Source organism: Alteromonas naphthalenivorans (assembly GCF_000213655.1).
Classification (GTDB): domain Bacteria; phylum Pseudomonadota; class Gammaproteobacteria; order Enterobacterales; family Alteromonadaceae; genus Alteromonas; species Alteromonas naphthalenivorans.
This window is the reverse complement of sequence record NC_015554.1, coordinates 4,601,721-4,627,230: the sequence shown is the minus strand read 5'-3', so window position 1 is coordinate 4,627,230 and position 25,510 is coordinate 4,601,721. Positions and strand designations below refer to the sequence as shown.

Annotated in this window: 24 protein-coding genes; 15 read left to right on the top strand and 9 right to left on the bottom strand. The window is 44.4% G+C overall.

What is annotated here, in order from left to right:
• Positions 1–173: 173 nt before the first annotated feature.
• The 3 genes from AMBT_RS20160 to AMBT_RS20150 are packed head-to-tail and all read left to right on the top strand — an operon-like array spanning position 174 to position 2,985.
• The gene (locus AMBT_RS20160) at positions 174–1,586 is read left to right on the top strand and encodes a DNA-3-methyladenine glycosylase 2 family protein (protein ID WP_013786513.1); all 1,413 of its coding nucleotides are present in this window, start codon (positions 174–176) and stop codon (positions 1,584–1,586) included.
• Positions 1,587–1,624: 38 nt separating this feature from the next.
• Positions 1,625–2,104: a methylated-DNA--[protein]-cysteine S-methyltransferase gene (locus AMBT_RS20155; protein ID WP_013786512.1), complete on the top strand. Its 480-nt coding sequence runs from the start codon at positions 1,625–1,627 to the stop codon at positions 2,102–2,104.
• Positions 2,095–2,985: a DMT family transporter gene (locus AMBT_RS20150; protein ID WP_013786511.1), complete on the top strand. Its 891-nt coding sequence runs from the start codon at positions 2,095–2,097 to the stop codon at positions 2,983–2,985. The genes AMBT_RS20155 and AMBT_RS20150 overlap by 10 nt, the downstream gene beginning before the upstream one ends.
• Before the next feature lie 155 nt (positions 2,986–3,140).
• On the opposite strand, the gene AMBT_RS20145 is transcribed toward AMBT_RS20150, so the two are convergent.
• Positions 3,141–4,562 (bottom strand): sensor domain-containing diguanylate cyclase, encoded by a 1,422-nt coding sequence (locus tag AMBT_RS20145; protein ID WP_013786510.1) that lies wholly within the window; start codon positions 4,560–4,562, stop codon positions 3,141–3,143.
• A 200-nt stretch (positions 4,563–4,762) separates the two neighbouring features.
• Here AMBT_RS20145 and glmU point away from each other — a divergent pair, with 200 nt between their 5' ends.
• From glmU to AMBT_RS22035, 6 genes are all read left to right on the top strand, one after another.
• Entirely contained in the window at positions 4,763–6,121 is a 1,359-nt protein-coding gene (glmU, locus tag AMBT_RS20140) for a bifunctional UDP-N-acetylglucosamine diphosphorylase/glucosamine-1-phosphate N-acetyltransferase GlmU (protein ID WP_013786509.1), read from the top strand.
• A gap of 267 nt (positions 6,122–6,388) precedes the next feature.
• Positions 6,389–7,168, top strand: coding sequence for a DeoR/GlpR family DNA-binding transcription regulator (locus AMBT_RS20135; RefSeq protein ID WP_041453172.1), 780 nt, complete (start codon positions 6,389–6,391; stop codon positions 7,166–7,168).
• A gap of 2 nt (positions 7,169–7,170) precedes the next feature.
• Complete coding sequence (glmS, locus tag AMBT_RS20130) at positions 7,171–9,003, top strand: glutamine--fructose-6-phosphate transaminase (isomerizing) (RefSeq protein ID WP_013786507.1); 1,833 nt, start codon at positions 7,171–7,173, stop codon at positions 9,001–9,003.
• 28 nt (positions 9,004–9,031) lie between these two features.
• The gene (locus AMBT_RS20125) at positions 9,032–9,688 is read left to right on the top strand and encodes a hypothetical protein (protein ID WP_013786506.1); all 657 of its coding nucleotides are present in this window, start codon (positions 9,032–9,034) and stop codon (positions 9,686–9,688) included.
• Between the two features lie 222 nt (positions 9,689–9,910).
• A complete protein-coding gene (locus AMBT_RS20120; RefSeq protein WP_013786505.1) occupies positions 9,911–10,441 on the top strand; it encodes a TolB family protein in 531 nt (176 codons plus the stop codon).
• A 56-nt stretch (positions 10,442–10,497) separates the two neighbouring features.
• Positions 10,498–10,797, top strand: coding sequence for a hypothetical protein (locus AMBT_RS22035; RefSeq protein ID WP_013786504.1), 300 nt, complete (start codon positions 10,498–10,500; stop codon positions 10,795–10,797).
• Positions 10,798–10,868: 71 nt separating this feature from the next.
• Here AMBT_RS22035 and AMBT_RS20115 read toward each other — a convergent pair whose 3' ends face one another.
• The 3 genes from AMBT_RS20115 to AMBT_RS20105 form a co-directional block, all read right to left on the bottom strand.
• Positions 10,869–11,549 (bottom strand): spermidine synthase, encoded by a 681-nt coding sequence (locus AMBT_RS20115; RefSeq protein WP_013786503.1) that lies wholly within the window; start codon positions 11,547–11,549, stop codon positions 10,869–10,871.
• Between the two features lie 183 nt (positions 11,550–11,732).
• Complete coding sequence (locus tag AMBT_RS20110; RefSeq protein WP_041453171.1) at positions 11,733–13,238, bottom strand: S10 family peptidase; 1,506 nt, start codon at positions 13,236–13,238, stop codon at positions 11,733–11,735.
• Between the two features lie 319 nt (positions 13,239–13,557).
• Positions 13,558–16,041, bottom strand: a complete 2,484-nt coding sequence (locus AMBT_RS20105; RefSeq protein ID WP_013786501.1) for a TonB-dependent receptor — start codon at positions 16,039–16,041, stop codon at positions 13,558–13,560.
• Between the two features lie 238 nt (positions 16,042–16,279).
• On the opposite strand from AMBT_RS20105, the gene AMBT_RS20100 reads away from it, so the two are divergent.
• The 3 genes from AMBT_RS20100 (at position 16,280) to AMBT_RS20090 (ending at position 18,509) form a co-directional block, all read left to right on the top strand.
• On the top strand, positions 16,280–16,891 hold the full coding sequence (locus AMBT_RS20100; protein ID WP_013786500.1) for a ZrgA family zinc uptake protein: 612 nt from the start codon (positions 16,280–16,282) through the stop codon (positions 16,889–16,891).
• A gap of 40 nt (positions 16,892–16,931) precedes the next feature.
• Complete coding sequence (locus tag AMBT_RS20095) at positions 16,932–17,225, top strand: MerC domain-containing protein (protein ID WP_013786499.1); 294 nt, start codon at positions 16,932–16,934, stop codon at positions 17,223–17,225.
• Between the two features lie 147 nt (positions 17,226–17,372).
• Positions 17,373–18,509 carry a CobW family GTP-binding protein gene (locus AMBT_RS20090; RefSeq protein ID WP_013786498.1) on the top strand — a complete coding sequence of 379 codons (1,137 nt, stop codon included), beginning with the start codon at positions 17,373–17,375 and terminating at the stop codon, positions 18,507–18,509.
• Between the two features lie 120 nt (positions 18,510–18,629).
• Here AMBT_RS20090 and AMBT_RS20085 read toward each other — a convergent pair whose 3' ends face one another.
• From AMBT_RS20085 to AMBT_RS20075, 3 genes are read right to left on the bottom strand one after another with little or no spacing between them, the layout of a single operon-like run.
• Positions 18,630–19,385 (bottom strand): DUF3299 domain-containing protein, encoded by a 756-nt coding sequence (locus AMBT_RS20085; RefSeq protein WP_013786497.1) that lies wholly within the window; start codon positions 19,383–19,385, stop codon positions 18,630–18,632.
• A 15-nt stretch (positions 19,386–19,400) separates the two neighbouring features.
• A complete protein-coding gene (locus AMBT_RS20080; RefSeq protein ID WP_013786496.1) occupies positions 19,401–19,856 on the bottom strand; it encodes a hypothetical protein in 456 nt (151 codons plus the stop codon).
• A gap of 3 nt (positions 19,857–19,859) precedes the next feature.
• Entirely contained in the window at positions 19,860–20,447 is a 588-nt protein-coding gene (locus AMBT_RS20075) for a DUF3299 domain-containing protein (RefSeq protein ID WP_013786495.1), read from the bottom strand.
• Positions 20,448–20,651: 204 nt separating this feature from the next.
• Between AMBT_RS20075 and AMBT_RS20070 the strand changes: the two genes are divergently transcribed.
• The 3 genes from AMBT_RS20070 (at position 20,652) to AMBT_RS20060 (ending at position 23,766) form a co-directional block, all read left to right on the top strand.
• Positions 20,652–21,410, top strand: a complete 759-nt coding sequence (locus AMBT_RS20070; RefSeq protein ID WP_013786494.1) for an ABC transporter ATP-binding protein — start codon at positions 20,652–20,654, stop codon at positions 21,408–21,410.
• Complete coding sequence (locus tag AMBT_RS20065; RefSeq protein WP_013786493.1) at positions 21,410–22,645, top strand: ABC transporter permease; 1,236 nt, start codon at positions 21,410–21,412, stop codon at positions 22,643–22,645. Before AMBT_RS20070 ends, AMBT_RS20065 begins: the two co-directional genes overlap by 1 nt.
• Before the next feature lie 128 nt (positions 22,646–22,773).
• Entirely contained in the window at positions 22,774–23,766 is a 993-nt protein-coding gene (locus AMBT_RS20060) for an LLM class flavin-dependent oxidoreductase (RefSeq protein WP_013786492.1), read from the top strand.
• 139 nt (positions 23,767–23,905) lie between these two features.
• Here AMBT_RS20060 and AMBT_RS20055 read toward each other — a convergent pair whose 3' ends face one another.
• Both AMBT_RS20055 and AMBT_RS20050 read right to left on the bottom strand, forming a co-directional pair.
• On the bottom strand, positions 23,906–24,667 hold the full coding sequence (locus AMBT_RS20055) for an IS5 family transposase (protein ID WP_013783868.1): 762 nt from the start codon (positions 24,665–24,667) through the stop codon (positions 23,906–23,908).
• Between the two features lie 69 nt (positions 24,668–24,736).
• Positions 24,737–25,219: a cupin domain-containing protein gene (locus AMBT_RS20050; protein WP_013786491.1), complete on the bottom strand. Its 483-nt coding sequence runs from the start codon at positions 25,217–25,219 to the stop codon at positions 24,737–24,739.
• Positions 25,220–25,510: the final 291 nt, after the last annotated feature.

The following is a 25,510-nucleotide window of genomic DNA, read 5'->3' as shown; positions in this document are numbered from 1 at the left end:
GGCGGGCACTATTATTCTTACGCCATTATGCGTTCGCTAGTGGCGATTATCAACTCTACTGATATTTTACTGCCAGTTCCGATTTTGTCGCACCCTTGCAAGGGGAACAGGATACAATTCAATCTTAATAGCGAAGTGACTGTTTAAACCCGCACATCAATCCGAGCCATGGTATGAACACTGACATAAAAGATTCAGCGCACGTAGACAATGAGCACCGCGAAACTTACGCTAAAGCTAGGGTAAGTAGAGATGCCCGCTTTGATGGCCGCTTCTTTGTGGCGGTGAAAACCACGGGCATTTTCTGTCGGCCAATTTGCCCTGCGAAATTGCCAGATGAAAAGAACGTGGCTTACTATAACCACGCTGCTAAAGCCATGAGCGATGGCTTTCGTCCCTGTTTACGATGCAGGCCCGACAGTGCACCGTCTTCTTTTGCGTGGTTAGGGGTAGGCACAACGGTAACAAGAGCGCTAACGCTATTAAGTGATATACCCGTGCAGTCTATCTCCACCATTTCAAGCCGGTTGGGTATTAGTGAGCGTCACTTAAATAAACTCATGGTGTCGCATACGGGGTTGTCGCCCAAACAATATCAAGATTTACAAAGGGTGCTGTTTGCTAAGCAGCTACTACAGCAATCTACCATGAAGCTTACTGACATCGCGTTTAGCGCCGGATATGCTTCTACAAGGCAGCTTCAGCGAGCAGTGCAAACCTATTGCAAAAAAACGCCTACCGAATTACGAAGCAAACGCCATACTGCTTTGCCTGAAATATCTCTTAGGTTGCACTTCAGGCCACCTTACCACTGGCAGCAAGTACGTGAATTTCTTGCTTTGCGCGCTATTCGTGGCGTAGAAAAGGTGTCTGAAGATACCTACTGCCGTTATATCAGCGTAAAGGGTGAATTGGGGTTTATTAGCGCGACTTTTAACGAGAGCGCAAATGGCTTCGATGTAAAAATGCGTTTGCCAAATTTGGCTTACGTGTATAAAACGGTTGAACAAATCAAGCAGCTGCTCGATTTACATGCAGCCCCGGAGTTAATAGAAAAATCGCTATTAGCAGCGGGTTTGCCTGATAATCTTCTTACTAAAGGGTTGCGACTTCCTGGTACATGGACTGTGTTTGAAAGTGGGTGCAGAGCGATTGTTGGGCAGCAAGTCAGTGTGAAAGCCGCGATTAACCAAGCTGGGCTGCTTGCACAGCATTTAGGGGCGGTAGGCACTGAGGAACCCGTCGAGCAAAACCAACGTTATTGTTTTCCTGAACCCGAAGCGGTTGCCAATAGTGAGTTAACTTTTTTGCGTATGCCTAACGCCCGTAAGCTTGCACTTCGTGATTTTGCGGCTTTGTTTTGTAATGGTAACCAGCCTACTCATGATGAAATATTGTCAATCAAAGGGGTTGGTCAATGGACCTTAGATTACCTTAAGATGCGAGGTGAACGTAACCCTGATGTGTACTTATCTGGCGACCTTATTGTAAGAAAAATGGCTGAGAAATATCCGGTGTTGCCGCAAAAGGCTGCGCCATGGCAAAGTTACTTAACACTACAGCTGTGGCAGTTGAGTAATGGTTAACGTGTTGTTAGGTATAAATCTATCAGTAGGAAGAAGTCATGACAGTATGCAAAAGCTATCTTGAGTCACCACAAGGGCTTATTGAAATAGCGGCGACTAGCAAAGGAATTAGTGCGATTGCCTTTGTAGATAGCGTTAACGTTGACGGTGGCACTACCAGTAATGATTTCACTGAAGCGGCCAAAGCGCAGCTAGCGGCTTATTTTAATGGTAGCCTCACCCAGTTCGACTTACCTTTTGATGCCAAAGGCACTACGTTTCAGCAAGGGGTATGGAAGGCACTATGTGATATACCGTATGGTGAAACCGCCAGTTATGCAGATATTGCCAATAAGCTAAATAATCCTAAAGCGGTTCGTGCAGTGGGCATGGCCAACGGGCGCAACCCTATAGCGATAGTGGTACCCTGTCACCGAGTTATTGGAAGCAATAAAACCTTAACGGGATACGCAGGTGGGCTTGAACGCAAGCAATACTTATTAAAATTAGAAGGAGCGCAAGGCGTATTATGGGCTTAAGAGATATTGCTGCACTGTTATTGTTAGCGTCTATTTGGGGCGGTTCATTTATCTTTATGCGTGTGGCGGCGCCTGAGTTTGGTATTTATGTATTGGTTGCCATTCGTACCGTACTGGCTACCAGTGTGTTACTGCCTATTTTGATGATGACCGGTGGCGTGAGCCAAATTTTCAAGCATTGGTTTCCCATTGCTCTGGTAGGGCTAGCGAATACGGCCGTGCCCTTCGTGTTGTTCAACTACAGTAGTTTGCATTTAGAGGCTGGGGTTAATGCTATTTTAAACGCTACTGCGCCAATGTTTGGCGCGCTGGTCGCGTGGCTATGGCTGGGCGATAAACTTACTCCTACTGCTATAGCAGGCTTAGCTCTCGGGTTTTTAGGGGTGACGGTTATCAGCCAGCAAAAGCTAGGGGAAGGTGATATTAGCTTTGTGCCTATTCTAACTGCTTTACTTGCTACTACCTGCTACGGCATTGCGGCCAGCATGATGAAACGATGGCTACAAGGCGTGCGGCCTTTAGTGGTGGCGACAGGAAGCCAAGCGATGGCATCTATTATGTTAGCGCCGTTCGCGTTAAGTACATTACCAGCTACGATGCCAAGTGCTAATGCATGGCTAAATGCTGTGGCGCTGGCCATTTTAGGTACCGCTATTGCTTACATCCTATATTTCAAATTGATTGCCAATGTGGGCCCAGCAAAAGCGATTTCGGTGGCCTACATGGTGCCGTTGTTTGGCATTATTTGGGGGGTATTATTTTTGCAAGAACACTTGTCGTTACAAACCATTATTGGTGGGGTAATGATATTAACGGGTGTGGCACTCACCACTGGTGTGATAGGCATAATAAAACGTAGCAGGGCAGCCAAAACGGCATAGGCAATTTGTTTGCCCAGTTAAGAAGAGCGTAAGCATCACCTCAGTATACCAAATACAGCTTAATACAATTTAGTACAGCTAATACACGTGGTGATGCTAAGCGTTATATATTGAAGCTTGTACGCTAAATTTCAAACCAAAATTTAGCAGCTTACCTATTCGATAAGCTGCATACGCACTAAATTGTGACCATCTCTTTTCGCCTGATACAACGCATCTTCTGCATGGGCAGTAACTTCATTCATGCTACGAGTGGTAGCAGTGAAAGATACACCCAGGGAGGCGGTTAATTGAAGCTGCGGCGACTCACTTAACGGCGTTAATGTGGCAATGCCATGACGCAAGTTTTGTGCAGTATCGAAGGCTTCATGCGGGCCTGTTTGAGGCAGCAATACAATAAACTCTTCACTGCTCCAGCGACCCAGCACATCTTGCTCACGTAAGTGATCAGAAAGATACGCCACAACCTTATCTAACACATCATCGCCCGCATTGCGGCCATGGGCATCAATAATATGGCCAAAGTCGTCTACGCTGATTAAAATCACGCTAATAGAACGCTGTTCTTTTAATAACGATTGGTAGATAAGTTCTAAGTTAGTGCGGTCGGGCAAACGATTAGCATGACGCACAATTAAGTCGGGCTGCATGTCTCGTCTGAAATAATAAAGTAAGTTATAAATAAGCAAAAAGAGTGAGAACACAACCACTAACAATGTCACTACACTGAAGATGAAGGCTTGCGATATTTCTGTTTGTCTATCTTCTAAAGGACTTAGTAAAAATACCGTCCATCCAAACTGGTTCAATTTAACTTCGGCAATCAAAAAGTCTTTTTGATCGATAGTCACTAACTTGTTATTAAGGGCTTGCTCGTCTTGCACCGTGATTGGAAGGCTAGCATACCAAGGCAGTTCTGAAAGGTTGGTAAAATCAGAATACGATGCGACAAGAGAAGGATCGGAAGACAGCATGATGTCCCCCTTTTCATCTACAAAAAGAAAGTCGTAGCCGTACTGTTCTTTGTAAGAATCGAAGACATTAATGAAGCTGCGTAAGCTTTTTCCTACGCCAAAGAAGCCCAGAAAACGGCCATCTTCATCAAAAACTTTAAGGTCGATGTAAAAATGGGTGTCTTCCCATTTACCAATATCTGCTACTGCATCTTGTGGCCCGTCACGGTACTTAAAATACCAACTGACTTCGCCTTCAATTAAATCGATGGTGGTGCCATCGGAGTTAAATTGGCGTTTGGCGTTTTCGCTGGCAATAAAAAAAGATAAACCGAATTCTCTTTCAAGTCGGTTCAGGGTTTTAAATATCGCGGCCTCGTCAACCTCATCACCTTCCATTAGGGTGACTAATTCAGTGGAATGCCCTAATGCTTCAGACGTATGAAGTGGCTTTAATAACTGCTCGACAATAAGAGACACCGCTGGCGATAGTGACTGTTGCTGCGCTCTGCTTTGCTCCGCTACAATTTTAGAAATACTAAAATGTACTAGGGTAACAATCGCTAAAACCACGACCGCAAACAGCACCAATATACTTCGGTGAAGTGTTCGAAAAGTATTCACTGACTACGCAAGCTCCTTTGCTGCTACTATCCAATTCAGTTGAAAGGTAAAGTATACCCGTTGATTTAATGAACTGCTAGGTTGTTCAACGTAGATCTAGACTTAAGAATAACCCTTAAAAAATCAATCGCTGACATATAATCACGGCTTAGATACACTAAGCGCAAAATTCGTCTTCTAGATTTACGTAAAGGAATAGCATGGCATTTTCAGTGGTAGTTTTAGCCGCGGGTAAAGGCACACGCATGAAGTCTTCGTTACCAAAAGTACTTCACAAAGTGGGCGGAGTGCCCATGGTGCAACGTATTATCAACACCGTTCAAGCCATAGAGGCTGATAGTATCCATTTAGTTTATGGTCATGGAGGCGACAAGCTAAAGGCCACACTAACGGGCGAAAACTTAAACTGGTGTTTGCAAGAAGAGCAGTTAGGCACCGGTCATGCGGTGCAGCAAGCCGCACCTCACATCAATGATGATGAAGATGTGCTTGTGCTAGTTGGCGATGCCCCTCTTATACGTCAAGAAACCTTGGCTCAACTAAAAGCCGTAAAAGCCGAGTGTGATCTAGCCCTGCTAACCGTTGAATTAGACGACCCAACAGGTATGGGCCGAATTATTCGTCAAGACGACAACATTACCGCCATTGTTGAGCACAAAGATGCCACCGATGCGCAAAAGCAAATTTGTGAAATCAATACGGGCATGATGATGATGTCCGGAAGCGATTTAAAACGTTGGTTGGGCGCGTTAAGCAATAGCAACGCACAAGGTGAATATTACCTTACTGATGTCATTGAAATGGCAGCTAATGAAGGCAAGCGTATTCAATCAGCACAGCCCCAAGAAGTGGTTGAGGTTGAAGGCGTAAATAACCGCATTCAATTAGCACATTTAGAACGCGCATTACAACTTCGCCAAGCAAACGAATTAATGACCAATGGCGTAGCATTGGCCGACCCTCTACGTTTCGACCTAAGAGGCACGCTAACCACAGGGCAGGACGTAACCATTGATATCAATGCGGTAGTAGAAGGTAACGTTATTCTAGGTAATAACGTGACGATCGGGCCAAACTGCGTATTGAAAAATTGTGAAATTGCCGACAACGCGGTTATTGAAGCAAACTCTATTATCGAAGAAGCCATCGTAGGTGAAAGCTGCACGGTAGGGCCATTTGGTCGCTTGCGCCCTGGCGCTGTTATGCACGCAAAATCTAAAGTGGGTAACTTCGTAGAAATGAAAAAAACCATACTAGGTGAAGGAGCTAAGGTTAATCACCTTACCTACCTAGGTGATGCAGAAGTAGGCGCTAATGCTAATATTGGTGCTGGCACTATTACTTGTAACTATGACGGCGTGAATAAATCTAAAACCGTTATAGGTCAGAATGCCTTCGTGGGTTCTAATTCTTCGTTAGTGGCTCCCGTAACTATTGGTGACAATGCCACGGTAGGTGCTGGCTCAGTTATTACCACCGAAGTAGAGAGTGCGGCATTAGCCGTAGCACGAGGCAAGCAGCGTAATATCGCGAACTGGCCCCGCCCGACTAAAAAATAGCGAGTATGTAATAGCTTTAGGGCTTTTTACCACTTGATGGAAGGACAACTAAGGTTGTCCTTTTTTATGCCCGCTCGTTTCTACCTTCGTTCGCCTCTTTATTAAAATTGTGCAAAAAACTTGCGAAATAAAGTCGAATAGCTTACATTTCTTTCACTTTGTAAATCATAGCTTTCGTTTTGAAAGTTATGATTCAGGAATAGTGTAGAAATAGTCTAGAAATGGTGTAGAAAAAGCACTGTGCTTTTCGTCATGTCGGGGTTGAGTTTGAAAACGAGTCGTTCTGTAGATCAGCGCCGCGCTGGCATTATTAAATGGGTAAATACTCACGGCTACGCGCAAGTTGAATTCCTCGCGGCCCAGTTCAGCACATCTGAAGTGACCATCCGAAAAGATTTAGCCGCCTTGGCAGACCAAAAAAAGCTTATTCGCCAGTTTGGCGGTGCCGCGCCATTGCCTGCTTCTCATGCCGAAACCAATGTAGTGAATTTACCTTCATCGATAAAACAGAATATAGGTAAGCTTGCTGCTAATCGCATTCAACAAGGCTCAAAAATAGTATTAGATTGCGGCAGTACTATCGCAGCGCTTTTACCTTGCCTTCGTGACATACCCAATCTGGTAGTGATGACCAATGCCTTAGATGCAGCGAGTCAGCTGACCAAAAGCAACAACGAACCCACTATTTTAATGACAGGTGGTACCTGGGACTCGGCATCTCGTTCATTCCAAGGTGCAATGGCCGAACAATTAGTATCGGCATATAGTTTTGATATAGCGTTTATTGGGGCGGCAGGTATTGATGTAAGTCGCGGAACGACTACCTTTAATGAATTAACAGGGCTTACTCGTGCCATGGCACGTGCTGCCCATGAGGTTGTGGTAATGGCAACGTCAAATAAACTTTCGAACAAAATGCCTAATTTAGAATTGGGCTGGGAAAATATCTCTACCCTTGTGACTGATAATGGCATTAGTGACGAGGATAAATATCTAATTGAACAACAAGGCGTAACGGTGCTGGTCGCTGCGCAAAACGGAGAGTAATTATGTGTGGAATTGTCGGTGCTGTTGGCGAGCGTAACGTTGTTGAAATTCTATTAGAAGGCTTAAAGCGACTTGAGTATCGTGGTTACGACTCTTCAGGCGTGGCCTTATTGCAACAAGATGGCACACTAAATCGCATAAGAAGTACCGGTAAGGTACAAGAGTTGGTAGACATTATTGCCAACGACGAAGCACTAGGGACTACCGGTATTGCTCACACACGCTGGGCTACCCATGGCGGTGTTACTGTAGCCAATGCCCACCCACATTTCTCTAGCGACCGCGTTGCGGTAGTGCACAACGGTATTATTGAAAACTACCAAACCCTACGCGAACAGCTTTCAGCAAAAGGCTATGTATTTAGCAGCGACACTGACACCGAAACCATCGCCCACACGGTTCATGAAGCATTAGATGCCGGTAAAGACTTATTAGAAGCGGTTCAAACCTCCGTTAAAACATTCCACGGCGCTTACGGTACTGTAGTTATCGACAAAGAAGATGTGGGTCGTATGGTCGTAGCGCGCTCTGGTAGCCCGTTAGTGATTGGTTTAGGGCTTGGCGAAAACTTTGTTGCGTCTGATCAAATGGCACTGTTGCCCGTTACACGCCGTTTTATCTTTTTAGAAGAGGGCGATGTTGCCGATATTACTCGCCGCACCATTGCTATTTATGACAAAGACGGTAATGCCGTTGAACGTGAAATTATTGAATCTAACGTTGAACACGACGCCGGCGATAAAGGCGCTTACCGCCATTATATGCTCAAAGAAATTCACGAGCAGCCGGTGGTAGTGCGTAATACGCTAAAAGACAGGTTAACCGAAAATGGATTAGCGGCAGATGTGTTTGGAAACGGTGCCGATGATATTCTTAGTAAAATTAAACATGTGCAAATTGTAGCCTGTGGTACCAGCTATCATTCGGGTATGACCGCCCGCTACTGGTTAGAACAATACGCCAATGTGTCGTGCAATATCGAAATTGCATCAGAGTTTCGTTACCGTAAATCGGTAGTGCACCCAAACAGCCTGCTTATTACTATTTCTCAGTCGGGCGAAACAGCCGATACTTTAGCGGCACTACGTTTAGCCAAAGAAATTGGGTATAGCGCAAGTTTAGCTATTTGTAACGTACCGGGTTCTTCGTTGGTTCGCGAGTCAGACTTAGCGTTTATGACCCGTGCAGGCGCCGAAATTGGCGTGGCATCCACCAAAGCATTCACTACCCAGTTAACCGCGTTCTTAATGCTAACCTTAGCGTTAGGTGAGAAAAACGGTATGGCAGAGAGTGACACGCAAGATATTATTAGTGCACTTCAAAGCTTGCCAGCCAAGCTAGAAGAAACCCTTACCATTACTCAAGGTATTGAAGATTTAGCCGAAGAATTTGCCGATAAACAACACAGTTTATTCTTAGGCCGTGGCGATCAATACCCTATAGCCATGGAAGGTGCGCTTAAGCTAAAAGAGATTTCTTACATTCACGCTGAAGCCTATGCATCAGGTGAATTAAAGCACGGCCCTTTGGCACTTATCGATGATGAAATGCCGGTTATTGTGGTTGCGCCTAATAACGAATTGCTAGAAAAGCTTAAATCGAATGTAGAAGAAGTACGCGCTCGTGGCGGCATTATGTATGTGTTCGCTGATAAAGACGCCGCGTTCAAAGGTGATGACACCATGCGTGTAATCAACGTGCCACACTGTGAAGCGCCTATTGCCCCTATCATCTATACCTTGCCGCTACAGTTGTTGTCGTACTACGTGGCGTTAATTAAAGGCACGGATGTGGACCAGCCTCGTAACTTGGCGAAGTCAGTTACTGTGGAGTAGTTCTCCATAAGCGGCTGAGGAGTCTCTTTTGTTGTACCATATTTTAGGTACCGTGAGCGCAGTCGCTTTTTTGCTGACGTGGTACGGGTTAGCAAAGCAAATCGCCAATATAGAGGCGCTTCGTAAAAATCATCTGCCCGCTACCCAAAGCTTGTCGGTAAACCAGTTTGCCTCAAGCTTTTTTGCGTTTTATGCCAATTTTATCTTCGGTATTGCGATAGAGCCGCTTAGTCATTATCTCGTGTGGACTCGCTTTGGTGCGCTCCTTCTGATATTGGCAATCCTTTATCAGATTTGGCGAGACAGGCGGTCAATCTCAACTGGTTTTATCGTCAGTTTGTGTGCCGTTGCTTTGGTGATAGGGCTCTGTTCTATAGGCTTTCGTCCTTACCCCAATCTGGCCAAACTCGGGGCTAACAGCTTAATGTTGGTAGTAACAGTGCTACTTGTGCAGGGCACACTACACCAAATAATGGTGTTAAGACGCAGTCGGGTTATCGGCGCGCTGTCGCCAACTCTATTTCGCAGTATTCTAATTAAAGATGTCACTACACTCGCGTTCGCATTTACGATGCCTATTGCCGTCGCTTGGCCCCTTATTCTTCTTAATGGAGCCAGCGTACTCACTCGCGGTAGCTTGCTCATTCAAATGAAAAGAATAAAAAATGTTCGAAGCACCGTTTAACGTGTCCAGCTGTCCACTTCCACTAAACTTCTAAACTAACAAGAACGCTGCCAGCTTAAAGTAGGAAGCTAAAACGGTCAGAATAAGAGCAAGTTCTTGTATATAGCACTAAACTAGACAAAGACGATTACGCACCGTTTGGATGAGTTGTATAAGTTCGTGTTACCTCTAGATCTAGATATCTCTAACTATCAATAATGGATTTTTCTTGAAGGAACCCAAATGAAAAAAGCTATCATGCTATTCACTTTGTTGTTTAGTGCTGTAGTTACAACGGCTAAGGCTCAATCAGTTCCTGGAACCGATATTTTTGTCGCGGATCTGTCAGTGCAAAATGGACAGCTCAAGTTAGGGGAGCTCAAAAATATCACCAGCCGTAAGGGATATGATAATCAACCTTATTTTGTGGATGATAATCAAAGCCTGCTCTATACCTCTGAAATAGGCGAGCAAACCGATATTTTAAGGTACAACCTTAAAACCCAAGAAATTGAAAATTTAAGTAACAGCCCTGAAAACGAATATTCTCCCACTCCGATGGAAAATGGTACGGAGTATTCTGTGATATATGCTGTTGATGGTAAACAAGAGTTGTGGGCGTATCAGTTGAACGGCGAACAAAGGCGGCCTTTGTACTCTGGTGAAGCATTGATTGGCTATCACGCTTGGGTTGACGATAAACAGGTGCTGGTAACTGTTCTAGAAGGTAAGGGTATGAATTTACAAACCTTCGAGTCGGAAAAAAGCAATTAACCGAGGTTTATCCACTTACTGGCCCGAGCTTGTATAGAATACCGGGAAGTCAAAATATGAGCTTCAATACGCTTATTGATGATAAGCACTGGTTGATGCAATTGGATACCCAGACTGGAAAGGTGCAAAAGCTAGTGGAACTGCCTAGAGAAGCACTTTATTACACCTGGACAAGCGATGGCAAAGTCATTGTCGCGAGTGAATTGCAACTCTGGTTCTGGAATAGCCAAGCAAAAAAATCTACGCTTAGCGCTTTTGCGAAAATTGGGGCTTCCTGCCCTAGCGGAGCCAGCCGTTTAGCAGTAAATATGCAGCAAACAAAGTTGGCTTTGGTCTGTGATGGTGAGAGCTTTTGAGCCGTTAGCAATAATTGGGTCGCAGTTATTTAAACCTAAAATCGCTCTAACCTTTTTAACCCCAATCTTTATTAACCGGGCTTTTTAGCCAAGAATATGGTGTGCTTACTTCCTTTACCCTTGCGTGCTCTGGCAATGCGAGTACTCACTACGTAGCCTGCATTTTTTAAGCGAACGGAAAACAAGTAATCAGGCCCAGCAGACCATATGGCTAGCATGCCATTGGGTTTTAGCACTTCATAAATATCTTCTAAACCATCGATTGAATAAATCCAATTATTGTCAGAATGGGTTAACCCTTCAGGGCCATTGTCTACATCCAATAATATGGCGTCGTAGGTGGGTGTTTTAGAATTTAAAAGGTGTTTTACATCACCTACTTTAACATTCGTTCTAGGGTCTTGAAGTGGGTTTTTAGCGCAGTTACCCAGTGGGCCTTTGTTCCATTCAACCACCTCAGGAATTAATTCGGCCACAGTGACTTGTGAACTAGGCGTCACTGCTTTTAGCGCCGCTGCAAGGGTGTATCCCATTCCTAAACCGCCTACCAAAACGTGCGCATTAGGTGTGGATTTAAGATGCTCGCAGCCCATTTGAGACAGCTCTTTTTCTGAGTTGTATACACGGCTATTCATCAACTCGCCACGAATACCGGATAGGCGAATACTGAATTCTTCATCTCGCTGAGAAAACGTTAATTCACCACCATTATTTGGAATTTGAGCTGTACCTAATTTAACCCATGGAACCATGTGAAGGCTTTTCCTTTTGACCGCAATTTTATGCTTGAACTGAATCTAGGCGCGCAGAATAGCACATTTGCCGAGCATTGATGGAGTTAGCGCCTTTAAAGGCGCAAAGTGAAAATTGAGTAAATAGGGTCAGTGTTAATTAACCTTGAAAGTACACTGACCCAATATTTTTTCTATCGCCTTTTATCGGCGATACATCGCGGGTTCACCCTTTTTAGGGGTGCTGTTTTTGATAAACTCACGTAAGTCTTGATTAGACTGTTTTAAATCGTCTCGTCGCAAGTACATCATATGCCCGCTTCTATAGCCTTTAAAGCTTAAACGGTCTTGCATAATGCCGCTTTGATCAAGCTGCCACATAGTATATTTGGCATCAAAATAGTTGGTGGCGCCGTCGTAATAACCTGCTTGAATCATCACATTTAGGTATGGGTTTTGTGCCATGGCAAGACGTAGGTTTTCGCCAGATTTATTGCCACTTCTGTCCCAGGGGTGAACATCGCCAAACATATTGTATTTGGTGTCAGTTTTGTAATTTAACTCTTCTCGCAAGTAGTAATTAATGGCGGGAGTAAACGAATGTAGCCACGACGTTAGTTCGGCCCAGTAATCGGGTCTATCACCCGCTTGCTTAGCATCTATACCCAAATAGCGGCTATCTAAGCGGCCGAGTGTTTTACCTTCATCACGCAGTAACGATTTCCAAAAATAGGCGGTGCTGACATCAAGGTTGTTTTGTGAAATCGCGTCTTGTGATAAGCCTGAATAACGTGCCATTTTTGCAAGCACGTTTCGTTTTTCCTCAGCACCAATAAAGCCACCTTTCGCCAGCGCTGGAATAAGTGTGTTGATGGTAAAATCTTCTACTTCAGGAAGCAGTTCGGTTAAGTCTTTATTTTGGAGTTCAGGGTCTAACTTTTTGTGATACCAGGCGGTTGCAGCGAAATAAGGTAGGCGATTCGCGGCTTTTACTGGGCCATTGCGTTCAATACCGATATCGGTAGGTGATACTAATATTACGCCATTTAAATACATCCATTGGCGGTTTTGTAATTCAAGGGCTAAACCCGAAACCCGAGTAGTACCATAGCTTTCACCAATGAGGTATTTAGGCGAACGCCAGCGGTTATGGCGAGTAACAAAGGTATTTACCCAATCTGCAAGGTAGCTGATATCAGCGTTGACGCCAAAAAACATGCTCTTCTGTGCGTCCTTTGAAGGCATTTCACCTTCTTCATTCTTAAGTACGCGGCTGTAGCCAGTATTAACGGGGTTAACAAATACGATGTCTGCTACATCTAATATTGAATATGGGTTCGTCTGCACGCCATAAGGCTGTACGGGGTAGCCTTCATCATCAATATTCAAAATTCGAGGGCCAGTATACGCCACGTGCATCCATACTGATGCTGAACCCGGACCACCGTTAAAAGAGATGACAAGCGGGCGAGACCCATTGTCTTTTATATCGGTGCGCTGATAGTAGGTGTAAAACAAGGTCGCGACCGCGTCATCCTTGCTATTCCACACCGGTTGCGTGCCTGTTGTAGCGCTGTATTTCACGCGCTTACCTAATATTTTAGTTTCATGCTCGGTTACTACACTACTATCGATATCGATAGTGCGTCTATGTGTTTCTTCTGCTGCATTAGCGGTAATAGCGAACAATGCCACTAAAACAAACCACATAGCTTTGCTTTTGATTATTGAATTTATTGAGTTCATCGCGTTTTCTTGTCGTTGTTATTCATTTAATAAATGCCACGTACCTCACTATACCTTGCCGCAGAGGTATAGTGATATTTGCACGATAAAATAGCTAATATTTCCGACTTATGCCTATGTGCCTTCCAGCTGAATAGAAAGTGATGGCATAAGCGAGTGTAGCTAGGAAATGCGCGAAATCCCAAATGCTCGTGCTACGAAAAAAAGCAATTAAATATATCAGTAAAATAAGAATGGCAGTGTTTACACTGCCATTCTATACGTTAAATTTTAACGACTTCCTTTAGAAATATCCCCTCACACCAAGTGCAAAGCTGCGGCCAGGTCGTGGAGCTATATCCTTAAGGAATGAAGTATGTACTCTGGCTTCGGTATCGGTCAGGTTTGTGCCTTTCAAATACACTGAAATATCTTGATTAAGTGCATCTAAGTCGTATGACACGCTGGCATCTACTAGGGTATAGCCATCGGTTGCGGTTTCACCTTCACCAATACGGTCTTGCTCTTCGTAACGTGTAATATCTAGGTGAGCACTTAATCGTTCAATTTTGTAACTAAACTGCGTACCAACTCGAAGCGGTGGAGTACGAGGTAAGTCACCTCCATCTTGCAAACGTGCTCTCACGTAGTCGGCAAATACTGTGGTTTTGAATTCATCTGTAGTTTGCCAAGCAACTTGTGCTTCAAAACCATGTAATATCACATCATCAGTTTTGAAAATATAGACTGGCAGTTCATCAGTGTGCTCGTCGTGATCATCACCCTCTTCTTCGCCATGGTCGTGTCCGCTTTCAGCAAAAAGGCCGGTATTGGTTTGGTAGTAATAGTTGTCGATTTGGTTATAAAACGCATTTAATACAAATCCTAAGTTACCTTCTGTTTTACGTAAGGTAAGGTCGATATTATTCGCAGTTTCAAGTTCAATACTGCCTTCACCAAGCTCGATATGCGCTTCGCCTTCTTCTTCATGAAGGGCAAATAAAGCCCCAACTTCATAAGTACTGGTGCCAATATGGGGGCCAAATGAAAGTAGCTCAGAGGCTGATGGCGCGCGCTCTGAACGAGATACTGAGATTCCCACGTTGTAACCTGGTGCGAAGTCCCATACCAAACCCGCCGAGATGCTTAATGCAGTAAATGATTCATCGATAGGGAATACCAAGGTGTCTTCATGCTCGTCGTCGTGGGTATCTTCATCATGCTCGTCGTCGTGGCCCTCATCTTCATGATCATCATCGTGTTCTTCATCATGATCATGGGTATCTAAAGAAGGTAATAAAACGTTATCCGCTTCCAACGATACATGTTCTATACGGGCACCGAGTTGAATGAGTACATCATCAAAGCGCTTTTCTTCCATGATAGCCATCGCAATAGTTTCAGTCACCGAAGGGGGAGTAAAGGCTTCTTCTCCTTGGGCTGATGCATCGCTGTTTTTATAATGAAAGCTCACCGCGCCATTCCAGTCATTTATAGGAGCGTGTAAAACATCGAGTTTTAACTCATGGGTTTCATTTTCAAACAAGGTGCCTGCTTCACCTTCTTCAATTTCAGCGTGTTCGTAGTCGGTAAATCCGCCACGTAGCTGAATTTGTTTTACCCAACTGCCTGCAATATTGTATTCACCTTGAAGTTGAACACGGGTTTGCTCAAGGTCGGCAAAAACAGATTCATCCTCATGATGCGTTTCATCAAGTTCTTCCTCGTGGTCGTCATCATGCTCTTCTTCGCCATGGGTATGGCCAGGAATGCCGTATTCACGATTAAATTGCTCAACTGAAAGCCCTACATAGCCTTTATCGAACAAATAACTGGTGCCAACGGTAAAGCCACTCGACGCTTCGTTACTGTTCTCTACAACTCTTGACTGCTCTTCATCATGCTCTTCTTCGCCATGATCGTCGTGCTCTACTTCAGGTGAAACAGGAACATCATAGTCGTTAGATTCGCGCCAATAGCCATCAGCATAAAAGGCGAAAGACTCATTCCCTGTGGTTACATTGAAAGAGCCAAGCTGTTGATCATCAACCGAGTTGGTTTCAAGTAACCATTCGCCTCGCGTTGTACTATCAGTTGGTATGCGACCATCTACTACATTCACAACACCGCCAACCGCGCCGCTACCGTAGAACAAGGTTGCAGGGCCACGAAGTACTTCGATTTGCTGAGCCGTTGAAGCCTCTGATGCCACCGAATGATCAGGGCCTACTCGTGAAACATCACTCACGTCTAAGCCATTTTGCGCAATAAGTACTCTAGGGCCACTTAATCCACGAATTACCGGTGTACTGGCTACTTTTGCGTGGAAGCTAGTGTGTACACCGGCCACTTTTTCTAAACTATCGCCTAGGGTGGATGTTTGTTGGCGACGAAGGGTATCGCCCGCTAACACACTCACCGGTGATGCAGACTCCATCACTGACAAATGAATGGGCGTAGCAAGTACGTCGACCACTTCAATTGGAGAACGATTTAACGTAAGTGAAAGTTGCAGCGGCTCGCCTTCAGCCAGCGTAATATCTTGATGAAGATGCGCAAAGTTCGGTGCTGAAATATGCAACTCGGCTTTGCCGTTGCTAACGTCATGAAGCGAGAACTTACCTTCGCTGTTGGTTACCGTACGCTGGTTTGTTCCTTCTACTTCTACCTTTGCACCTACTACGGCACTTCCATTTTTATTCAGCACAGTGCCCTCTATATTCTGTGCTAAAGCGCTGGTCGACAATAATGCGCTTACTAATGCTGCTACCTTGGTAACCCTAACCATTCTTAACCCCGATACTAAGTTATAATTTTAATCCTATTTATTGTTATGTTATAATGTATCAAAATGCAATCAAAGAAAATGAAGAATTAGTTCAAGATCGAGAAGCGTCCAAATTTAAAGTACAACCACTTACTCGTTGTAATCAACGTTTCCCGAAGAGGCGCTTAAGTGTATACACTCTACTTCGGTAAACATTAAAGTCGCTCACCATTGAAAAAATTTATAAAAAGGTAGATTCATGAAAAAGCCCTGTTTAGCAGTCTCTTTACTCTTTTTTTCTAGTGTAGGATTTGCCGTAAATGCACAGCAGCATGTGCATGGGCAAGGCGAGCTTTTAGTTTCTCAAGAGGGCAGCATGCTTCACCTTCAGCTTGTATTACCTGCCGCAGATGCCCTTGGCTTTGAGCACGAGCCTGAAACGACCGAGCAACTAAATAATCAAAATTTGCTTGCCGAACGTTTCACCTTAAATACCAACGTGATTGATGTAGAGGGTAAATGCGAGTTAGTGGGTGTTGAGCACACATTAGAAGCGCATGAAGACCATCATAAAAGCGACCATGAAGATGCTCACGAAGCGCACTCGGGTGATCACGACGAGGCGCACAAGAGCGAGCATGCTTTGCACAAAGAACATGACGAGCATGAAGGGCACGATGAACACGAAGAAGAAAATCATCAAAATATTGAAGTTGAATATCAATTTCACTGTGATGATGCGGTATCTGGTATTACCGTTACCCTATTTGAATCGATGCCATCGCTAAGTGCTATCCAAGCTCAGTGGATCACTGAACGTGGACAAGGTCTTTCTGAGTTATCTGCCGGTCAGCCAACGTTACGCTGGTAAGCTAAAAATCTGGTAGGTTAAAAATAAGGAACCATACTGAATGAATTTTCAAAAAATAAGCGATAAAGCTGCCATAGCACTGTCTATGCTATGCGTGGTGCACTGCTTATTATTTCCTGTTTTATTACTTCTTCTCCCGCCGCTAGCGGGCATATTAGCTTTAGATGACGAGTTGTTTCATAAAACGTTGCTGTTCTTCGTAGTGCCCATCAGTGTTATTGCACTCATGATGGGCTACCTTTACCACCGAAATCACACCATGCTTTTGGTGGGTGGTGTAGGGCTATCATTGCTTATTTTAGCCGCAGTGTTAGGGCACGATGTGTTGGGCTAATACGGTGAAGTGGTGTTAACGGTAATAGGGTCTAGCTTTATTGCATTTAGCCATATTCGAAACCTAAGACTACGCCGCCAAACAGATAATGAAACCGATTACCCGCACATCATTACACATAAATAACGGCGTCCAGGAAGGGTGTGTATGACATCAGGCAAGCTTGAAAAGTTAAGTGCTATTCCAACCAATATTATCAGTGGTTTTTTAGGCGTAGGGAAAACAAGCGCCATTTTATCCTTACTAGAGGCTAAGCCAGAGCATGAGCGGTGGGCTGTTTTAGTTAATGAGTTTGGTGAAATTGGTATTGATGGTGGCTTTTTTAAGGGCGTACATACCGAACAAAGCGGTGTGTTTGTGCGTGAAGTACCCGGCGGCTGTATGTGCTGTGCTTCAGGGTTGTCTATGCAAATTGCGCTTAATCAGTTACTTGCACGCGCTCGACCCCATCGTTTACTCATAGAGCCTACGGGGCTAGGACACCCAAGGGAAGTCTTAGAAGTGTTATCAGCCGATTATTATCAAGAGGTGCTTAATATTCAAAAGAATATCACCTTGGTAGATGCCCGAAAGCTCACAGATATACGCTATACACTGCATGATACTTTCAACCAGCAAATTGATGTTGCGGATATTGTCGTAGGTAACAAAGAAGATTTATACCAAGATGAATCTAAACAGTTGCTCATTGATTACGTTGCTAACCGCCGCGACCCCATGCCGGATATTGTTTTTGCACAGCATGGGAAATTAGCGCCATCGTTGCTAGAGGGGGCTTCTGATGTGGTTAAAGCAATGAAGCAACCTATACCTCGTCATTCTCATGGTGACGAATATCACACCCATGTAAACACTGGTAGCGCTCAACACGATCATCAAGATCATCACCACCATGAGCACAATCAAGCTAGTAATATTAACGAAGCGCCCCTACCTGAAACCGGCTTTGTTAAAATTGAAAATAGTGGAGAAGGCTTTCAAAGTATGGGGTGGCGTTTTTCACCTTATATTGTCTTTAACCGAAACGCGTTACATGAATGGTTAGGCAAGCTAAAGGTGGAAAGGCTTAAAGCAATAATGATCACCCATGAAGGTATTTTTAGCTACAACATTGTAGACGATGCAATATCAGAAAAAGAATTGGATGATTGTTTAGAAAGCCGTATAGAAGTAATTTTTAATGAATTGGATGCTTGTGATGCAGATACTTCTAAATCGAACGCCGGCGACATTAGCGAGCTGTGGGAGCAGCAATTAGTTGCATGTCAGCTAGATGAAAACTAAATGCACTCTGCAATAAATGTTTACGAAATACTCACTAAATTCCCTTTAAATGCTTAGGAGAATAGCTAACGCAAACCTGTCAGCGTTTGTGAAAAATAGCATCTATTGTTCTTGATAAACCTAGTGAGCTCGAAAGTCATCAGGCTGACCATGGTAAGCCTCAATGTCGTGCACGTTAAGGATATACGCTGAGGTTCCAAGGGGGTCTTCAAACATACCCTGTTCTAAAATACCCGTTAACGTAAATGCATCGGCTAAATTGTGATGGGCAAATCCATCGGGCAGTTGTACAAAAATAATTTGATTGGGTGGTGGAGGGGGAAAGTGAATACAAGCGCCGTAGTAAGGCACCACGAAAAAGCTTTGTAGTGTGCGATCTTCATTCACTTCTATCGGTACAATAAAGCCGGAAATAGAAATCGCTTTGCCTAAAATGGTGTGTACTATATTGGTTGAGTGAAGGGCTGAAATGTAATTTTCATCGCTACTGGCTTGAATAGATAATAGCAATTGATTCGTTATAGACTGAACGGTGCCGATTTGGGTAGGCGATAAGTCACTTGTGTCGTTCCCTGATTGATATCGACGTAAGGTGGCTTCTTCTTGTTCTGGCAGTAAGTCTTGCCAACCTAAGCGCACTACACTTTTTTGTTCAACTTCTTGGCTGAATAAGGCCTGTAACTCAGGGTTGCTGGTCTGATAAAGTGCTTCGCTAGTGTATAACTGATGTTTTATGCTGGGCCAATATAGTTGAACTAGCCTGGCGAATACACTGCCAGCCACTAAGAAAACGAAAAGAAGTAGTACTATCTTCAATGGTTTGCGCTTAGCGTTAACTGCAGCCAGCTCGTTTTCTTTAGCAGCGACTTTACTCACTCCTTTATCCACTTTTTATGCTGAGCGTAGTTCAATTTTCTGACTCAGTGAAAAAGGCTTCCCATCACTTAATCCATTTATTTGGATAGAGATGTGCGATTGGCCTGGGCGCTTTACCGTAAACGTTAAGTTATAAACGCCAGAGTCTTGTTCCAGTAACACAGCGCTATCTCCCACTATTTCTACGCCATCGCTACCTATAAAACTAACGTTTACATCACGATAGCGTAGCGGTATTACGTAAGATATTTTCGCTGTGGCGGCTTCATCAATAATAACGTCTACCTGTTTAGCGTGTTTAACCGACAGGGTTTTGAACTCCGACGCCTGATAATGTTGCTGAGCAAGGGGGTGTAACCGATTAAAGCCAAAGCCCAAATTACCGCCGCCATGTAGGTCGCAAGCATGTGCGGCAGAAACCACTGTTAAAGAGGCTAGCAGGGCAGATAATAGTTTATTAAATCGTGTCATCAATTATCCCTCGTATGGTTTCACATTGACGTGCTCTAAACGGTACGCCGCGGTGCCCATCGCATTTTCAGTGGTGTCGATAGCCAAGGTGCCTTCGAACCAGAATGGATCGTACAAACTTTCCAGTTCAACACCTTGCTCAATACTCACGTAAATAATTTGATTGGGCGGTGGTGGAGGCATGTGAATGCATGCACCGAAGTAAGGTACGATAAAAAACTCTGTGACCATTTGCGATTCGCTGCTTTCAAGCGGAACAATAAAGCCAGGAATACGGATGGGTTTATTCTCAAAGGTTTTAACGACTTGCGTTGATGTCAGCGCTTGTTGAAAGCGATTGGTAGTTTCGTTATCAAAATCTTGATTGCCAAAGGCTTCCACGGAATCTTCTTGAGAGCCGTCTTCAATACCAGCTAAATAATCTGGTGGATTTAACAGCGCCGCCAAATCTTCTTCAGGCATTAACTGCGTCCATTCCACCTCTTGATAGTCAGATGCTTCGATATCTTCAGCATATGTTGTAGGATAAAAAAGCATGCCTGTTATCGCGACAAAAATACCAATGCGGGCGCGTAAGAAGAACTTCATCATTTTATTTAGCCAAGAATTATTATAACGGTTAGTATAAAACGTTATAACATAACATGTCTGGGTTGTACATTTGTCGTCTGACTGAGCGTGCCCTTATAGCAAAGTAGGCTTAGTTTTGGCTTGAATGGCGACCTAAAAGCGTTAGTGTCAGCTACATCCACTCTTACGCAAGCATCGCGTAATGCAAAAAGGAGATGATTCACATTGTCAGCAGCACCAGAGCAACCTTTGAAAAATGAAGCACACGCCAAAAAGGCAGTGCCTAACCACGGCAATGCTATTGCGCTTAATGACGTTAAATATCACTATGCAGATTCAAACAGCAGTGGACTGCATATACCTACGTGGAAGGTGAATTATGGTGATCGTGTTTTCTTACATGGTCATTCAGGCTCTGGCAAAACCACCTTGCTTAATCTGTTAGCAGGGGTGCTAACGCCACAAAGCGGCGAGTTATCGTTACTGGGCAAGCCATTTTCCGCCTTGCCTGCCAGGCAGCGCGATAAGTTTCGCGCGCAGCACATTGGCGTGGTTTTTCAGCAATTCAATTTGATTCCCTACCTAAGCGTGCTTAAAAATATTGAGCTGGCCACATATTTTGCAAAGGCAGGCAAAACCAATGTGGCCGATGCGGCCGAAGCATTGCTGATAGGGCTTAATTTGCCCGCTACTATTCTTCATCAGCCCGCTAATTCACTGAGTGTAGGGCAGCAGCAGCGGGTAGCCATTGCCCGTGCATTAATCAACAAACCAGAAATATTACTTGTAGATGAACCCACATCTGCCTTAGATGCCGCCGCACGAGACGCCTTTATGACCATTCTTATCGATATGTGTAAGCAGCAGAACACAACACTGATATTTGTAAGTCACGATATGTATTTGAAAAAGTTTTTTGAAACCAGTGTAGAGATGTCCTCGCTAAAACAGTCCTCGCTAAAACAGCCAGCGGAGGCCAAGTAATGTTAGTGTCGTTAGCGTGGAGTAGTTTAGGTAGTCGCAAAAAATCAGTGATATTAACGTTTCTTTCGTTGCTGATTAGTATCAGTGTATTGCTAAGCGTTGAGCATATTCGCCAGCAGGCAAAAGAGAGCTTTAACCGAACTATTTCAGATGTTGATCTTATCGTTGGCGCCCCAAGCGGTCAGCTCAATCTCTTGTTGTATTCAGTGTTCAGGATGGGAAGCCCCACCAGTAACATCAACTATGCAAGCTATGAAGCACTGCAGGAAAGTAAATTAGTAGCGTGGGCAATTCCTATCTCTTTAGGAGATTCTCATCGCGGCTTTCGGGTAATGGGCACCAACGATAACTATTTTCAGCATTTCAAATTTGGTAACAAGCAAGCGCTCAGTTTTCAAAACGGTAAAGCTTTCGCGAGCTTATTTGAAGCGGTGATAGGCGCCGATGTGGCCAAAGATCTAGGGTATAAAGTGGGGGACAGTGTGGTGATTTCTCATGGTATTGGTAACACCAGTTTTACCAATCATGACAATACCCCTTTCACTATCACCGGCATACTTTCAGCCACTGGCACGCCAGTAGATAAAACCGTGCACGTAAGCTTAAACGCCATTGAAGCTATTCATTTATCGGCTTCAAAGCAAAACCAATTGCTCAACGATGCAAGCTCGGTAAATACCACGCCAGACAGTGTAACAGCGGTCATGCTTGGGCTAACCTCAAAGTTTGCGACCTTCAAACTTCAGCGCGATATCAACAACTACAAAACAGATAGGCTTATGGCCATACTGCCTGGCGTGGCGCTAACCGAGCTTTGGCAAATGATGGGTACGGTAGAAAACCTACTGCGAGTAATTAGCATTTTAGTGCTTATATCTTCATTGTTTGGCTTATCGACTATGTTGTTAGCTTCCATGCAGCAACGCAAAAACGAAATTGCCGTACTGCGGGTGTTAGGTGCAGGGCCTGGGGTTATTTTTACCTTGGTGTTAGTAGAAGCGTTAATTTTAGTATTGTTAGCGATTGTGGCGGCGATTGGGCTGCTTAGCGCAGCGTTAACCTTATCGAGTGATTGGCTTGCGTCTCAGTATGGTCTATTTTTAAGTGCAAATTTGCTTACAATAGAGACGTTAAAAGTGGTAAGTGTGATTACTTTGGCAGCCATTGTTACCTCGGCAATTCCTGCATTTGAAGCGTATAAAAACGCGCTGCATAGCTCCTTATCTGCCAAGTAGCCGGGTCTGCAAAGTGCGGGGTCTGCTAAGCAATGCCCGATATCGCGTATATCGGGTGAACCATGGCAAAGCCTTTCGGCGTATATTGAGTTTGCGATACACTGCAAAAAACGTTTACGAGGTTAGCCATGTCACTACCCCTTTCACTACTCGATCTTGCCCCTATTTCCGAAGGGCAAAGCATAAGCGATGCATTAAGTAACTCGCGAGAGTTAGCTAAGCAAGCAGAGCGCAGTGGGTATCAACGAGTGTGGTTGGCAGAACATCACGGTATGCATGGCGTGGCGAGCTCTGCTACCGCCGTTATGTTAGGTAACATTGCCGGCGCAACAAACCATATTCGTGTGGGTGCAGGTGGTGTAATGCTGCCAAATCACGCACCATTGGTTATCGCCGAGCAATTCGGCACATTGGAAACCTTATATCCTGGGCGTATTGATTTAGGGCTTGGCCGAGCCCCAGGCACCGACATGGCTACCGCTAAGGCATTGCGCCGCAATCTTAATAGCAACGCACATGTAGACACCTACCCCGATGACATAAAAGAGCTTCAACATTATTTAGGTACGCCAGTGCCTGGGCAGAAAATTATCGCTGTGCCGGGTGCCAACACACATATTCCGTTATGGTTGCTAGGTTCTAGTTTATACAGTGCGCAACTGGCCGCGTCGGTAGGCTTGCCTTATTCTTTTGCGTCGCATTTTGCACCAGAGCAACTGTTCGATGCCTTGCATGTGTATCGTTCAATGTTTAAACCATCAGAAACCCAAGAGTCGCCCTATGTGATGGCGGGGGTAATGGCGGTAGTGGCCGATACCGATGAAGAAGCGCAATACTTGTTTACCTCGGTTCAACAACAGTTTATGAATATGCGCCGAGGGCTTAACAAGCCGTTTGCTAGACCCGTAGACGATTTATCGGCAATTTGCAGCGAAGCAGATTACGCCATGTTGTCTCATGTATTACGTTATGCACTGGTGGGTTCAAAAGCCACGGTTGCCGCACAGTTAGCTAAATTTGTAGAGGCAACTGAAGTGGATGAGGTGATTGTTTCAATGCCAATTCATAACGTAGAGGCACGACTAAAAAGCGTGGTGCTTTTGGCCGAAGTAGAGGGGTAGAGAGTTAGAAAAACCTGCTAAGAGCAGGCTTTTTACCTATAGCAACGGGCGTTATTTCTTATTCGCAAAACGCTCAATAAGCGCCTTGTGCTGCGGGAATTTTTCTAGGGCCTGTTGATCTTTGCTGCATATATTTCACTCAGCAGTACATGGGTAGCCACATCATCGAAAATGCCAGTGATACCATGCTGGCATAATTCCTTGCTAACTTTTCATACCTCGTTGATATTGAACGATAATGCTTTATTCGAGCAAAGGCGTTTTCAACTAGGTGGCGATATTTATAGAGGCACCAATCAACGCTGCCTTTGTCTATATCTTGGCCATAGTTCCGTTTCGGTATGACGGAGATACCTCCTTTGGCTTCAATATATTCTCTTAATGCGTCACTATCGTAGCCTTTGTCACCTACGAAAATGTTTACTTCCCTTAAATGGTCAACCAGACTTTGAGCCCGAGCTATATCATTTCTCTGGCCTTCTGATAGTTCAAAATAAATTGGAAGCCCACCACTATCCACGGCTAAATGAATTTTTGTGGAGTTACCACCTCGGCTTTTTCCAATGCACTCATTATCCTTAGTAGCTGCTCCGGCACTATGCTGATGAGCTTTGACAATCGAACCATCAGCAAAGACCCAGTCGTAATCAGCCAGTTTGGCTAACTCATTGAATAACATATTCAATAAACCTTTCTTCGACCATAAATTGAATCGGCGATAAACGGCGCTCCAACCGCCGAATTCTGTTGGTAAATCACGCCAAGGAATTCCTGTTCTCAGCCGGAAGAGTATCCCTTCAAACGTCATTCTATGTTCTGGTTTATTGTAAATGCGGCCTGTACTCTTCATTACTTGAAGTAGCTTTTGCCACCGCTTATCAGTTAGCATTAGTCTCGGCATGGTAGTGAGTTGTTCTTTTACTTTTGGCGAAGCAAATTATAACTCTTTACCATGCTGCTCAAAAACCAATCACGAAAGATCAACACGCCTTAGCAACTCATGCTGAAAAACTTCAATCATATCTTCAGGTTCCCACCCAGGGGATACCGCTTCGCTCACCAAACCATAGTCGCCATCGGTTAACTCGGCCGCTTTATAAGTGCCCCCAGGTACAGCAAGCTGCAACTGCTGGCCATTGGCAATATCAGGCCCTACTACCACTTTTTCGTAATGGCCATCTGGGTAAATCATATGGTAAGTAATGGGCGAGCCCATATGGTAAAACTCAATGCCATCGGAATACTTAGTATGAAAATGGTCAATACTATTGTCGTTCGTAAGCATATAATAAATAGCGGTCATGGTGGTGCGTTCACCACGCGCCGTTGTTACTTTGTCTCTGTGATCCGCTTTAAAGCTTTGGCGAAAATACCCACCTTCGAAGTGATGAGAGAGGTTGAGTTGTTCAATGACTTGTTCTTTCGTTAACGTCTTCATATTATTGTTCGTCATTTTCTGGTTCCTCATTTCGTTGTTAGCGATAGGCGAAAAGCTTGCCAGGCATAGGCTTAAACCTATACCTAGCGTTGTCATTTTTTTGCTAGAACATATATTTGGGGGAGTACTAGGGATAAGAGATTTTATTCGCCTCATAATATGGTTATTATCCTTGATAGGTTTAGCCGTAACGGGTTAGGCATTTTATATGGCCCTTAAATTATAATGGGCTCCAAATCATAGATGGTTAGTACGCTAGGGCACTTTTTAACGCTTAATCTAGCGCAAACTACCTACAATCACACT

Coding starts and splice junctions, on each gene's coding strand:
- AMBT_RS20155 (WP_013786512.1), top strand. CDS start 1,625: ATGACAGTATGCAAAAGCTATCTTGAGTCACCACAAGGGCTTATTGAA.
- AMBT_RS20055 (WP_013783868.1), bottom strand. CDS start 24,667: ATGCCGAGACTAATGCTAACTGATAAGCGGTGGCAAAAGCTACTTCAA.
- AMBT_RS20115 (WP_013786503.1), bottom strand. CDS start 11,549: ATGGTTCCATGGGTTAAATTAGGTACAGCTCAAATTCCAAATAATGGT.
- AMBT_RS20065 (WP_013786493.1), top strand. CDS start 21,410: ATGTTAGTGTCGTTAGCGTGGAGTAGTTTAGGTAGTCGCAAAAAATCA.
- AMBT_RS20110 (WP_041453171.1), bottom strand. CDS start 13,238: ATGTGGTTTGTTTTAGTGGCATTGTTCGCTATTACCGCTAATGCAGCA.
- AMBT_RS20080 (WP_013786496.1), bottom strand. CDS start 19,856: ATGACACGATTTAATAAACTATTATCTGCCCTGCTAGCCTCTTTAACA.
- AMBT_RS20100 (WP_013786500.1), top strand. CDS start 16,280: ATGAAAAAGCCCTGTTTAGCAGTCTCTTTACTCTTTTTTTCTAGTGTA.
- AMBT_RS20075 (WP_013786495.1), bottom strand. CDS start 20,447: ATGATGAAGTTCTTCTTACGCGCCCGCATTGGTATTTTTGTCGCGATA.
- AMBT_RS20060 (WP_013786492.1), top strand. CDS start 22,774: ATGTCACTACCCCTTTCACTACTCGATCTTGCCCCTATTTCCGAAGGG.
- AMBT_RS22035 (WP_013786504.1), top strand. CDS start 10,498: ATGAGCTTCAATACGCTTATTGATGATAAGCACTGGTTGATGCAATTG.
- glmU (WP_013786509.1), top strand. CDS start 4,763: ATGGCATTTTCAGTGGTAGTTTTAGCCGCGGGTAAAGGCACACGCATG.
- AMBT_RS20150 (WP_013786511.1), top strand. CDS start 2,095: ATGGGCTTAAGAGATATTGCTGCACTGTTATTGTTAGCGTCTATTTGG.
- AMBT_RS20090 (WP_013786498.1), top strand. CDS start 17,373: ATGACATCAGGCAAGCTTGAAAAGTTAAGTGCTATTCCAACCAATATT.
- AMBT_RS20050 (WP_013786491.1), bottom strand. CDS start 25,219: ATGACGAACAATAATATGAAGACGTTAACGAAAGAACAAGTCATTGAA.
- AMBT_RS20120 (WP_013786505.1), top strand. CDS start 9,911: ATGAAAAAAGCTATCATGCTATTCACTTTGTTGTTTAGTGCTGTAGTT.
- AMBT_RS20105 (WP_013786501.1), bottom strand. CDS start 16,041: ATGGTTAGGGTTACCAAGGTAGCAGCATTAGTAAGCGCATTATTGTCG.
- AMBT_RS20160 (WP_013786513.1), top strand. CDS start 174: ATGAACACTGACATAAAAGATTCAGCGCACGTAGACAATGAGCACCGC.
- glmS (WP_013786507.1), top strand. CDS start 7,171: ATGTGTGGAATTGTCGGTGCTGTTGGCGAGCGTAACGTTGTTGAAATT.
- AMBT_RS20095 (WP_013786499.1), top strand. CDS start 16,932: ATGAATTTTCAAAAAATAAGCGATAAAGCTGCCATAGCACTGTCTATG.